The organism is Ensifer sp. VA4 (assembly GCF_055710065.1).
The window spans coordinates 41,919-53,954 of sequence record NZ_JBVQPO010000012.1 but is presented as its reverse complement, the minus strand read 5'-3'; the positions used below and the strand labels follow the sequence as shown (position 1 = coordinate 53,954).

At 62.5% G+C, this 12,036-nt stretch carries 10 protein-coding genes and 1 riboswitch; of the genes, 6 read left to right on the top strand and 4 right to left on the bottom strand.

Annotated elements, in window-relative coordinates; genetic code table 11:
* Positions 1-56: 56 nt before the first annotated feature.
* The 3 genes from AC0C6X_RS21170 to AC0C6X_RS21160 all read right to left on the bottom strand — a co-directional run bounded on the left by AC0C6X_RS21170 (position 57) and on the right by AC0C6X_RS21160 (position 4,049).
* On the bottom strand, positions 57-1,421 hold the full coding sequence (locus tag AC0C6X_RS21170) for a glutamine synthetase family protein (RefSeq protein ID WP_472954960.1): 1,365 nt from the start codon (positions 1,419-1,421) through the stop codon (positions 57-59).
* 187 nt (positions 1,422-1,608) lie between these two features.
* A complete protein-coding gene (locus AC0C6X_RS21165; RefSeq protein ID WP_173517233.1) occupies positions 1,609-3,162 on the bottom strand; it encodes an amino acid permease in 1,554 nt (517 codons plus the stop codon).
* 113 nt (positions 3,163-3,275) lie between these two features.
* Complete coding sequence (locus AC0C6X_RS21160) at positions 3,276-4,049, bottom strand: N-formylglutamate amidohydrolase (RefSeq protein WP_173518168.1); 774 nt, start codon at positions 4,047-4,049, stop codon at positions 3,276-3,278.
* Positions 4,050-4,224: 175 nt separating this feature from the next.
* Between AC0C6X_RS21160 and AC0C6X_RS21155 the strand changes: the two genes are divergently transcribed.
* From AC0C6X_RS21155 to AC0C6X_RS21130, 6 genes are all read left to right on the top strand, one after another.
* Positions 4,225-5,103, top strand: coding sequence for a MurR/RpiR family transcriptional regulator (locus AC0C6X_RS21155; protein WP_173517234.1), 879 nt, complete (start codon positions 4,225-4,227; stop codon positions 5,101-5,103).
* 309 nt (positions 5,104-5,412) lie between these two features.
* Positions 5,413-6,519, top strand: a complete 1,107-nt coding sequence (locus AC0C6X_RS21150; protein ID WP_247958408.1) for an ABC transporter substrate-binding protein — start codon at positions 5,413-5,415, stop codon at positions 6,517-6,519.
* 129 nt (positions 6,520-6,648) lie between these two features.
* The gene (locus AC0C6X_RS21145) at positions 6,649-7,530 is read left to right on the top strand and encodes an ABC transporter permease (RefSeq protein WP_472954958.1); all 882 of its coding nucleotides are present in this window, start codon (positions 6,649-6,651) and stop codon (positions 7,528-7,530) included.
* Positions 7,527-8,309: an ABC transporter permease gene (locus AC0C6X_RS21140; protein ID WP_472954956.1), complete on the top strand. Its 783-nt coding sequence runs from the start codon at positions 7,527-7,529 to the stop codon at positions 8,307-8,309. Before AC0C6X_RS21145 ends, AC0C6X_RS21140 begins: the two co-directional genes overlap by 4 nt.
* Before the next feature lie 11 nt (positions 8,310-8,320).
* Positions 8,321-9,382, top strand: a complete 1,062-nt coding sequence (locus tag AC0C6X_RS21135; protein WP_173517238.1) for an ABC transporter ATP-binding protein — start codon at positions 8,321-8,323, stop codon at positions 9,380-9,382.
* Positions 9,383-9,505: 123 nt separating this feature from the next.
* Positions 9,506-9,655, top strand: a riboswitch (FMN riboswitch).
* Between the two features lie 90 nt (positions 9,656-9,745).
* Positions 9,746-10,219 (top strand): 6,7-dimethyl-8-ribityllumazine synthase, encoded by a 474-nt coding sequence (locus AC0C6X_RS21130; protein ID WP_472954954.1) that lies wholly within the window; start codon positions 9,746-9,748, stop codon positions 10,217-10,219.
* Positions 10,220-10,662: 443 nt separating this feature from the next.
* Here the strand turns inward: AC0C6X_RS21130 and AC0C6X_RS21125 are convergent, their stop codons facing one another.
* The gene (locus AC0C6X_RS21125) at positions 10,663-11,931 is read right to left on the bottom strand and encodes a low temperature requirement protein A (protein ID WP_173517240.1); all 1,269 of its coding nucleotides are present in this window, start codon (positions 11,929-11,931) and stop codon (positions 10,663-10,665) included.
* Between the last annotated feature and the right edge of the window lie 105 nt (positions 11,932-12,036).

The window sequence follows — 12,036 nt, the reverse complement described above, 5'->3', positions numbered from 1 at the left end:
TGCGGTGGCCGCGCCCGTCCAGGAGCGGCCACCGGTTTGAGGATCAGGGCCGTCCATCAGGCCCGTTCGAAGCCGCGGGCGACCTCCCAGTCGGTGACGCGGCGGTCGTATTCTTCCTGTTCCCAGCGTGCAGCCCGCGCATAGTGCTCGACGACGTCGTCGCCGAGGGCGGCGCGCAGCATCTTCGATTCCGACAGCGCCACGGTCGCATCCCTCAGCGTGCGCGGGATCTCGCGCACATCCTTGCCGCCATAGGCATCGCCGACGAAGGGCGCTTCCAGTTCCATCTTGTTCTCGATACCGGAAATCCCGGCCGCGATCAAAGCCGCGAAGGCGAGATAGGGATTGAGATCCGAGCCGCCGACGCGGCATTCGATGCGGATCGCCTTGGTGTCCTCGCCGCAGAGGCGATAGCCGGCGGTGCGATTATCCTTGCTCCAGACCGCCTTGGTCGGTGCGAAGGTGCCGGCCATGAAGCGCTTGTAGGAGTTGATGTAGGGCGCCAGGAAATAGGTGATCTCGCTCGCATGGGTGAGCAGGCCGGCCACATAGTGGCGCATCATCTCGGACATGCCGTATTTGCCGCCCTCGTCGTAAAACTTCGACGACTTGCCGTCGAGGCTCCAGAGCGACTGGTGGATATGCGAGGAGGAGCCGGCGGCCGAATAGTTCCATTTCGCGAGGAAGGTGATCGCCTTGCCGCGCGACCAGGCGATTTCCTTGCAGCCATTCTTGATGATCGCATGGCGGTCGGCCATCGTCAGCGCATCGGCATAGCGCACGTTGATCTCTTCCTGGCCGGCGGAGGCTTCGCCCTTGGAATTCTCGACCGGGATGCCAGCGCCCTGAAGACCATTGCGGATCGCCCGCATCACGTCCTCTTCCTTGGTCGTCTGGAAGATGTGGTAGTCCTCGTTGTAGCCGCTGGCGAGCTGCAGGTCGCGGTAGCCGGAATGGCGGGCATCGTCATAGGACTGGTCGAACAGGAAGAACTCGAGCTCACTCGCCATATAGGCCTTGAGCCCCATCGCCTCGAGGCGCGCGACCTGCTTCTTCAGGATCGCCCGCGGCGAGTGGGCCACTTCCTCATGGGTGTGGTGGTCGAGCACGTCGCAGAGCACGAGTGCGGTCCCTTCGAGCCAGGGGATACGACGCAGCGTCGAAAGGTCCGGCTTCATCGTATAGTCGCCGTAGCCCTTCTCCCAGCTCGTCGCCCTGTAGCCGGGCACGGTCTCCATCTCGATGTCGGTCGCCAGCAGGTAGTTGCAGCTATGCGTTTCCTTCCAGGCGCCGTCGACGAAAAACTGCGCGTGGAAGCGCTTGCCCATCAGGCGGCCCTGCATGTCGACCTGGCAGGCGAGGACCGTATCGATGCGGCCGGCAGCGACGTCTTCCTTCAACTCATCAAACGTATAGCTCATCAACTTCCATCCCATGTTTGGTCACGCGGCCGTTCCCTTGAGTGACGATATTGTTGGACCGCATGAACGTGCTCTGTTCGAATAGGTGGAACGGGATGCGGCAGAACCGCACGCTTTTCCTCATCCCGTTCCAGCCCGCAAAGAAAAGGCGGAAGTCGCGGTCGCGCTCCCGCCCATTGGTTGTTGCTTAGACTTCACCGACTGCCTTTTCGGCAGCGGCGATTTCAGCCTGACGGCGTGCCACTTCGTCGCCGATCGGCGGACCGCGGAAGCGGCGGGTTTCGAAGCCGAACCAGATGATGCCGGTCAGGATCAGGAAGCCGACGGTCACGTAGAGGGCCAGATCGTTCGGCGGCTGCACGCCGATGACGAAGATCAGCACCATCGCGATGATCGACAGCACCGCGAAGAGCTTGAACATGGCCTCGCCCAGGTTCCACGGCCCCATCTTGTCCCACTTCGAGGTTCCCCAGGCGAAGAGGCCGAGCGTGATCGGGATCGCGAAGGAGAAGAAGAGGAAGATGACCGTGCACGAGACGACGATCGTGTAAACCGGGGTCTCACCGATCTTCATGAAATCGAGCGAGGTGAACCAGACGAACAGAACCGAGAGGATCGAAGACGTCCAGATGGCCGCGACCGGCGTGCGGTGGGTCGGGCTGACCCTGGCGAGCGCCTTGGAGGCCGGCAGGCCGCCGTCACGCGAGAAAGCGAAGATCATGCGGGACGCCGAGGTTACCGTCGCCAGGCCGCACAGCCACTGGCTGACGAGGATGGCGAGATAGAGGATGTCCTTGATGACAGGGTTCACCTGGCTGTCCATGGCCCAGAAGAAGACGTTCCAGCCCTGCTTGGCGGCTTCGTCCATGTTCGGGATCATCAGCACGAAGGCGCAGAGCATGATGTAGCCGAAAAGCGCCGACCAGAGCACCGACGAGACCATGCCGCGCGGCACGGAATGGGCGGCCTTCACCGTTTCTTCCGAGGTATGCGCCGAAGCGTCGTAGCCGGTGATCGTGTAGATCGGCATGAGCAGGCCGAGCAGGAAGACCCAGGTGCCCGACGTCTGCGGCCAGACGTTGCCGCCCGCTTCACCGGAATAGTTGGAAAAGGTGAAGAGCCTTGCAACGTCATAGCTGTCGGCAGCGGCGAGGCAGACGACGGCAAGCAGGATCGCCGTTGCGAAGATCAGGTAGCCGGAGAAGTCCGTGAGCTTGGCGGTGAGCCCGATGCCCATGTGATTCACGAGCGCCTGGACGCCGGTGATAGCAGCCAGGAAGACGACACGCGTGGTGATCGTGTCCTCCAGCCCGAAATAGGGTGCGCCGAAGGAACCCATGAAGAAGTAGTAGGTGCCGACGTTGATCGCGCCGAGAACGGTGACGAGGCCGAGCAGGTTGAACCAGGCCGTCAGCCAGCCGGTGAAGCGGTTGCCGAGGATCGAGCCCCAGTGATAGAGACCGCCGGCTGTCGGATAGGCCGAGCTGATCTGCGCCATGGCGACGGCGAAGACCAGGGAAATGAAGCAGCCGAGCGGCCAGCCGATGCCGATCGCGGCGCCCCCTGCGCCGGCCGTCGCCTGGGCCAGCGAGTTGATGCCGCCCGAAAGAATGCAGATGATCGAGAACGATACCGCGAAGTTCGAGAACTGGCTCATGCGCCGCTCGAGCTCCTGGGCATAGCCCATCGAATGCAAGACGCTCAGGTCCTGCTTTTTGTCGAATTCACTGTAGTCTGACATTGCTCTTCCCCTGATTTCTTCAGACCAGGCCGCCCCATTGCGGCTGGGTCCCATCAACCACCTGGTCCGGAGAGCCGGAACAGGACCGCGGCCATGCCGCTCCCCAGGGTCTTTTATTGTGCTGAAAGTGCCGCTGCGCCTTTGCGGAGCAATCCTTCCAGGTAATCGGCCATGACCCTTTGGCCGATTTCGTTGCGAATGAGATCGTTGCGGATCTCGATCATCACATTCGGCAGTCCGTTGTGGACGCCGTATTCGATCAGGCTATGGGTGACGCCGTCGGCGGGCCCGTAGGGCTCGTTGCGACGAATGTCGTAGGAAACCTGGCCCTTCGTTGCGAGCCCCAGCATGTGGTCGGCGAGGCGCCTGTCGGCATCGTGCAGGATGCCGACCTCGACCGCCCGCGGCCTGCCGAAATAGACGGGCGTGAAGCTGTGCATGGTCACGAGGACGGGCGGCCTGCCGGCCGCCTTGCGTTCGGAAACGAACCGCGCGACGGCGTCATGGAACGGCCGGTAGATCTCGTCCACGCGCGCCTGGCGCTCCTCGGCCGACATCGTGCGGTTTCCCGGGACCTCGTAAATTTCGCTCATAACCGGCATCGCCGCCTCGGCCTCGGGCGGGCGGTTGCAATCATAGGCAAGCCGTGAAAAGCGTTGATAGATCAGCGCCGCATCAAGCTTGGCGGCGAGAAACTTGGCAACGGCGAGCGCGCCGGGGTCCCAGGCGATGTGGCTTTCGAGCGCCTGCTCGGTGAGGCCCAGCGTTCCCAGGCGCTCCGGTAGACGGCGTGAGGCGTGCTCGCAGACGAGCACGACATCACCCTTCCCGGCGGCGTTTTCGATCGCAACCGGATCGCCATCTGCTTCGGTCAAAAGTCGCGTCAACACCGGCATCCCCTCTTGCCCCGTTAGACGTTCGTTAATGAAAAGAATTCTTCAGAGTCTGACGAGTGTCAATCGAAATCTGAAACGATCTCTTCAAAATTGCGATTGACTCCAATTGTGACAGCGATGTTTAATCTGTCATAAACCGGCTCTAGATCGGTTCAGGGGAGACAATTTGACCAGCAAGGCTGCATCCACGACGGTGTCGGATGTGATCACTGCCCACTTCACTGCGCTGACCCGCGCGGAGAAGCAGTTGGCGGAGACGCTTCTCGACAATTATCCCGTCTCGGGGCTCGGTTCGATCACCACGGTCGCCGAGAACGCCGGTGTTTCGACCCCCACCGTCGCACGCATGGTGCAAAAGCTCGGCTTCCGCGGCTTTCCGGATTTCCAAGCGAGGCTGCACCAGGAACTGGAAGCGACGATTTCCAACCCGATCGCCAAGCATGACCGCTGGGCCGCCAATGCACCCGGCACCCATACGCTCAATCGCTTCGCCGATGCGATCACCAGCAACCTGCGCGAGACGCTGACACAGATCGAGCCGCAGGATTTCGACGAGGCCGCCGCCCTGATCGCCGACCGCAAGCGCAGCATCTATCTGCTCGGCGGACGCATCACCCACGCCCTTGCCGATTATCTCTTCACCCACCTTCAGGTCATCCGGCCGGGCGTCACCGAAATCGCCTCCAATGCCAGCGCCTGGCCGCACTACGTGCTCGACATGCGCCACGGCGACGTGCTGATTCTCTTCGACATTCGCCGCTACGAGCAGGAGATGGCGACGCTCGCCAAATCCGCCCGCGAGCGTGGCGTCGAGATCGTCCTGTTCACCGATCGCTGGACCTCGCCGGTCGCCAAGTCCGCCTCCCGCGTGTTCCGCTCGCAGATCGAAGTGCCCTCGGCCTGGGACAGCTCGGTGGTGATCCTGTTCCTGATCGAAGCGCTGATCGAGGCCGTGCAGAGTTCGAACTGGGAGGAAACCCGAGATCGGATGAAGACGCTCGAGGGCCTGTTCGATTCCACCCGCATCTTTCGCAAACCTGTCTAGGAGAGCTCGCCGACCCGTTCACGGAATTTCATACAGTTGTGCGACAGTGGCCCGCCGGATCAAAAAAAACAAATGTTCTTCCAACGACATAGGCGGCGCGAACGGAAAAATCGCTGTCACATTACTTTCATCGCATCTCTTTAACAGCCTAATGCATGTCTCCTTAAATCGACCTCGATTTAAGGACGAAGACATGCAGCAAATCAAAGTCCTACAGCGACCTTTGCGCGTCTGATAAGACGCGCGGCGCTGTAGCCGAAATCGACTGAAAACCCAACGAAATTGACTAAACCCATAAGGAGAACACCAGTGATTTCAAAGACCCATCGCCTGCTTTCGCTCTCCACCGCCGTTTTCCTGGCGACGACCGCAATTGCCGCAGCCGAGCCGAGCGCCGAGCTCATCGAAGCCGCCAAGAAGGAAGGCATGCTGACCACCATCGCCCTGCCCCACGACTGGTGCGGCTATGGCGACGTCATCGCCTCTTTCAAGGCCAAGTATCCGGAAATCCAGGTCAACGAACTGAACCCTGACGCCGGCTCCGCTGACGAAGTCGAGGCCGTCAAGGCCAACAAGGACAACAAGGGTCCGCAGGCTCCTGACGTCGTCGACGTCGGTCTCGCCTTCGGTCCGCAGATGAAGGCCGAAGGCCTGCTGCAGCCTTACAAGGTCTCCACCTGGGACGAAATCCCCGATACCGTCAAGGACGCCGAAGGCTACTGGTACGGCGACTACTACGGCGTGATGTCCTTCCTCGTGAACAAGGACCTCGTCCAGAACACGCCGAAGGACTGGGCTGACCTGCTGAAGCCGGAATATGCCGGTCAGGTCGCTCTCGCCGGCGATCCGCGTGCCTCGAACCAGGCGATCCTCGGCGTTCTCGCCGCCGGTCTCGCCAAGGGCGCGAAGGCGGGCAAGGAAGCCGGTGAGGCCGGTCTCGGCTACTTCGCCGAACTGAACAAGGCCGGCAACTTCGTTCCTGTCATCGGCAAGTCCGGCACGCTCGCCCAGGGCTCTACCCCGATCATCGTCGCCTGGGACTACAACGCCCTCGGCTGGGGCAAGACGCTTGCCGGCAACCCGCCGACCGAAGTCGTCGTTCCGGCCAGCGGCGTTCTCGCCGGCGTCTACGTTCAGGGCATCTCGGCCTATGCGCCGCACCCGAACGCCGCCAAGCTGTGGATGGAGCACCTCTATTCCGACGAAGGCCAGCTTGGCTGGCTGAAGGGCTTCTGCCACCCGGCTCGCTTCAACGCCATGGTCAAGGCCGGCAAGGTTCCGCAGGAACTGATCGACGCCCTGCCACCGGCTGCGTCTTATGAAAAGGCCTACTTCCCGACGCTCGAAGAAGTCGACGCCAACAAGGCTGCCGTCACCGGCGGCTGGGACGCCGTCGTCGGCGCGAACGTCCAGTAAGCCTTTCCACAGAGATGTCGCCCCGACCGGTTTTCCGGTCGGGGCACTTACGTTATTCGTAAGGAATTCAACTTCTTAGAACACCAATAACGCCCGCGTCGACAACGCGGCTTCAGGGGCGCGAACGGAATGTCATCTGCTAAACCCGACGCCAGCCCGCCGGCGCGTCGCCTGCCGCTTCACTGGCTGGGCATCGTGCCCTTTGCCGCCTTCGTGACGCTGTTTCTGATATTGCCGACGATGAAGATCGTGGTCGGTGCCTTTCAGACGCCGGACGGCAGCTTCACCCTCGACAACATCCGGGGCCTCTTCACGCCATCCATTCTTGCTGCCTATTGGATCTCCATCAAGATCAGCATCGCCTCGGCGCTTCTCGGCTGCCTGATCGGCTTTGCCATGGCCTCGGCCATCGTCTTCGGCGGCTTGCCGAAGGGTATCCGTAGCCCGCTTCTGACCTTTTCCGGCGTCGCCTCCAACTTTGCCGGCGTGCCGCTCGCCTTCGCCTTTCTCGCGACCCTTGGTCCGGTCGGCATCCTCACCGTCTTCCTGCGCTCGAACTTCGGCTTCGACCTTAGGATGCTCGGCTTCAACCTCCTCTCCTTCTGGGGGCTGACGATCACCTATCTCTTCTTCCAGATCCCGCTGATGATCCTGATCATCACGCCGGCGCTGGACGGACTGAAGCGCGAATGGCGCGAGGCCGCCGAAATCCTCGGTGCCACCGGTCTGCAATACTGGCGCATGGTCGCCTTCCCGATCCTGCTGCCGTCGTTGCTCGGCACACTGGCGCTCCTCTTCGCCAATGCCTTCGGCGCGGTTGCGACCGCCATCGCGCTCACCGGTTCGTCGCTCTCGATCGTGCCGATCCTGCTCTTCGCCCAGATCCGCGGCGACGTGCTCGGCAATCCGCATCTCGGCTACGCGCTCGCCTTCGGCATGATCGTCGTCACCGGCATTGCCAACGCGATCTACATCTGGCTCCGCGCCCGCAGCGAAAGGTGGCTGAAATGAAGAAGATCTGGGCCTGGGGCGCCCTCCTTTTCGGCCTCCTCTATTTCACCCTGCCGCTCATCGGCATGACCAACTTCTCGCTGAAGATGCGGCGCGGCGAATATTCCTTCGACGCCTACGGCAAGGTCTTCACCGATCCGCGTTTCCAGGAGACCTTCACCTATTCGGTGATGCAGGCGCTGTTCACCATCGTCTTCGGCGTGCTTCTCGTCGTACCGACCGCCTATTGGGTCCGGCTCAAGCTGCCGCGGTTGCGCCCCGTTATCGAGTTCATCACGCTGTTGCCGCTGGTCATTCCGGCGATTGTCATCGTCTTCGGCTATATCCGGCTCTACAACACCTCGAGCTGGCTGCCGCTGACCGGCACGGTCACCGGTACCAACATCCTCTTGATGTTCGGCTATGCGACGCTCGCCTTGCCCTACATGTACCGCGCAGTCGATACCGGGCTTCGGACCATCGATGTCGCGACGCTTACCGAAGCCGCCCAGAGCCTCGGCGCCGGATGGGCCACCATCCTGGCAAAGATCATCCTGCCGAACGTGCTCGTCGCGGTACTGTCAGGCGCCTTCCTGACCTTCGCCATCGTCATTGGCGAGTTCACCATGGCGGCGCTCTTGAACCGGCCGGCCTTCGGCCCGTACATGCAGCTTCTCGGCGCCAACCGCGCCTATGAGCCGGCCGCACTCGCCGTCATCGCATTCGGCATCACCTGGGGCTGCCTCGGCCTCATCCAGCTCGTCTCGCGCTTCCAGAAAAGCGCGCCTCCCAAGGCCTGAGGACCACACCCATGAGTTTCCTGTCACTCACCAGCTTAAAAAAATCCTTCGGCCCCGTTCAGGTCGTGCACGATTTCAACATGGACATCGAGAAAGGCGAGTTCGTCTCCTTCCTCGGGCCTTCGGGCTGCGGCAAGACGACGGTGCTGCGCATGATCGCCGGCTTCGAGACGCCGACCAGCGGCAAGATCGTCATCAACGGCCGCGACCAGAATTCGCTGAAGCCCAACCAGCGCAACATCGGCATGGTGTTCCAGGCCTATGCGCTGTTTCCCAACATGAACGTGCAGGACAACGTCGCCTTCGGCCTGAAGGTCGCGGGCGTCGACAAGTCGGAGATCGAGGCACGGGTGAAGCAGATGCTCGGGCTGATCAAGCTCGAGCATCTGGCGGACCGCTTCCCCTACCAGCTCTCCGGCGGCCAGCAGCAGCGCGTGGCCCTTGCCCGCGCCATCGCGGTCAAGCCGCAGGTGCTGCTGCTCGACGAGCCGCTTTCGGCGCTCGACGCCAAGATCCGCGTATCGCTGCGCGAGGAAATCCGGCAGATCCAGCAGCAGCTCGGCATCACCACCGTCTTCGTCACCCATGACCAGGAAGAGGCCCTGTCGATCTCCGACCGCATCGTCGTCATGAATGCCGGCCGCGCCGACCAGATCGGCACCCCCTTCGAGATCTACAACACGCCGTCAACGCGCTTCGTCGCGTCCTTCGTCGGCACGCTGAACATCATCGAGGGCAAGGTCACGGATCCCGCTTCCGGATCCGTGACGATCGGCAACCAGCAGGTGGCGCTCAAGGACCCGATTGCCGGCATGAAGGGCGGCGACAGCATCTCGCTGGCGCTGCGTCCCGAAGCGGGCTCGATCGCCGAAGGCGCGAAGGGCGATACCGCACTTGCCGGCGAGGTCGTCTCGACCAGCTTCCTCGGCTCGGTCATCCGCACGCGGCTGCGCGTCGGCGGCGACGTCATCTCCTTCGACATGTTCAACAATCCGGGCGTCACCCCGCCGGTCTCCGGCGACAACGTCACGCTGCGCTTCGCCGCCAAGGATCTGCTCGTCATTCGCGAGTGAGCGAGCCGGACGTCACCGGAACGATTTCTTCCGATGACGTCGGTCTCTGGAAAAATCTGTCGTGATTTCCGGCATTTTCGTCGCGACCTGCGTTTGACCGCGCACGGCCGAGCTATATAGTCGCGATGTTCTCAGGGCGGGGCGAAATTCCCCACCGGCGGTAGCGGCCGAAAGGCCGGAGCCCGCGAGCGCCTTAGGGTTTTACCCTGGGGGTCAGCAGATCCGGTCGAATTCCGGAGCCGACGGTCACAGTCCGGATGGAAGAGAGCAAGCAGGAACGTGGGCCCCGCGACGGGACCCACGCGCATGCATGTTCGCCCGACGGGATCATTGGAAACGCCAAACCCTGAAAGGCTTGAGACCATGACCATTCTTTCCCACCCCGCCGCCAAGATCGCGATCGTCCGTGCCCGCTGGCATGCCGATATCGTCGACCGCTGCGTCGATGCCTTCGTCGCGCAGTGGACGAAGCTCGGCGGCTCGGCCGCCGATGTCGAGATCTTCGACGTGCCGGGCGCGCTCGAAATCCCGCTGCATGTGCAGGCGCTGGCAAAGACCGGCCGCTACGCCGCAATCCTCGGCACCGCCTTCGTGGTCGATGGCGGCATCTACCGCCACGACTTCGTCGCCGGCACCGTGCTCGACGGCATGATGCGCGTACAGCTCGACACCGATGTGCCGGTGCTTTCCGCGGTGCTGACACCGCACAATTTCCAGGAAAGCGAACCGCTGATCGCCTTCTTCCGCGAGCACTTCGTCGTCAAGGGCACGGAAGCGGCCAATGCCTGCGCCCAGATCCTCGACGCCCGCGCCAAGCTGGCACTGGTCAACGCCTGACAGGGCGAGATCGCCAGACGTGCGGCTGCCCCTCATCCGGCTGCCGCCACCTTCTCCCCGCCAGCGGGGAGAAGGACACGCTTGGCGCGCTCGGCGCCTCCCGGTAGGCAACCGTTAAAGCCGCATTCACGGCGTCAACCACAACCATCCCGGCCAGCGGTGGATCGCGTCCCCTCTCCCCGCCTGCGGGGGGGGGGAGGGCTACAGCGCCGCGCGTCTTTTAAGACGCGCTAAGGTCGCTGTAGCACTTTGAATCGCTGCATAATTTTGTCCTTAAATCGATTCCGATTTAAGGAATTATGCAGTCGGGTGAGGGGCAATCCCACGCGAAAGCTGAACGGCCGCCCCCTGCTTGAATCAACCTCTGAAGCGCCTGAATCAATCCGGCAGCTCCAGCCAACAAACCCTTGTTTCGACTCCCGAATCCCGCCTACGGCACCAGCTCACCCATGCAGGCTGCGCTCCAGCGCCGCCATGCGGTGCCGGTGCCCTGCCACCTCGTAGCCGACGATGGTGACGACAGGCGCCAGCGTCAGGATGATCAGGCACGCCGCCATGTCGAGTCCGGCCATCGCCGCGGCCACGGAGGTCACCAGCACCAGCGCCGTGCCCGCGAGCAGCCAGAGATGCAGCCGATCCGTCTGCTGCAGCAGATAGGCGTACATCGCGTAGAAAAGGCCTATGTAGAATGCGACGGGCACCGCGACCGTCAGCACCGTTGCAACCGAGCCGATATGGGCCTTCTGTTCGATATAATAGGCCGCCACGTGCAGCCCGGCGCCGGTTGCGACGATCGATGCGAAGATCGGCATGTGGCCATAGCCCCAGACAAAGGACCGCTTGAGACGGTGGTGGTGCAGAATCTCGGCGCTCGGCAGCAGGAAATAGATCCACCACATGCCGAAGGTGAGGCCCGTACCCGCGAGGCAGACGAGCGCGACGTCGAGGTTCCAGCCCGCGCCCTCGACCACGGCGGAGATTGAGGCAACCGTGCCGACCACCCCCTCCCCGAGTGCGATGATCGCAAGCAGCCCATAGCGCTCGGCGATGTGATGCGCATGCCAGGGCGTTCCGCCATACCGCGTCTCGGCGATATAGGGACCGAGCATCTCGATCGCCGTCAGCACGACGACCATGGCAAAGGTCACCGCTAGCGAGAAGTCGAAGAAGATCAGCACGATCCAGCCGAGTTGGGCGGCGCTGATCGCCTTCACATAGACCATGCACGCCTCACGCCGCGCCGGATCCTGCCGGCTGGCGCGCAGCCACTGGGAGACCATCGCCACGCGCATGACGACATAGCCGAGCACCATGACGCCGTTGTTGAGGTGCTCGCCCTTGTCGATCGACTCGAACATCGGCGGCAGGCCGATCGCCAGGATCAGGACGCCGACCATCTGCACCATGGTGACGCTGCGAAAGATCCAGTCGTCCGTGTCGTAGGCCGAGGCGAACCAGCTGAAATTGATCCAGGCCCAGCAGATGGCGAAGGTGGCGAAGCCGAAGCCGATCAGCCCGGCGATGAAGTGGCCCTCGGCGAAGAGATGCGCCAGCTGCGAGGCGGCAAGGCTGAAGGCGATGACGAAAGTCAGGTCGAACAGAAGTTCGAGCGTCGTCGCCGTCCTGTGGTGTTCCTGCGTGTCACGGCCCCTCATGCGCGAGACATGGTGGTGCGCGCCTTGATGCGGCCCGGTCGAGGTTGTTTCAGTCATGCAGCGGCGCCTTTCATTTGACGATCCGAAAGAATGTTCAAATATTTGCCGAAGCTTCGTCAAGACGACGGACAGCCCCCGAACATGAAAACGCCCGGCATTGCT

What these genes read in the sequence shown, in the direction of transcription:
- AC0C6X_RS21170 (WP_472954960.1), bottom strand. Translation starts at nt 1,421, where the DNA reads ATGAGCTATACGTTTGATGAGTTGAAGGAAGACGTCGCTGCCGGCCGC.
- AC0C6X_RS21165 (WP_173517233.1), bottom strand. Translation starts at nt 3,162, where the DNA reads ATGTCAGACTACAGTGAATTCGACAAAAAGCAGGACCTGAGCGTCTTG.
- AC0C6X_RS21145 (WP_472954958.1), top strand. Translation starts at nt 6,649, where the DNA reads ATGTCATCTGCTAAACCCGACGCCAGCCCGCCGGCGCGTCGCCTGCCG.
- AC0C6X_RS21140 (WP_472954956.1), top strand. Translation starts at nt 7,527, where the DNA reads ATGAAGAAGATCTGGGCCTGGGGCGCCCTCCTTTTCGGCCTCCTCTAT.
- AC0C6X_RS21135 (WP_173517238.1), top strand. Translation starts at nt 8,321, where the DNA reads ATGAGTTTCCTGTCACTCACCAGCTTAAAAAAATCCTTCGGCCCCGTT.
- AC0C6X_RS21130 (WP_472954954.1), top strand. Translation starts at nt 9,746, where the DNA reads ATGACCATTCTTTCCCACCCCGCCGCCAAGATCGCGATCGTCCGTGCC.
- AC0C6X_RS21125 (WP_173517240.1), bottom strand. Translation starts at nt 11,931, where the DNA reads ATGACTGAAACAACCTCGACCGGGCCGCATCAAGGCGCGCACCACCAT.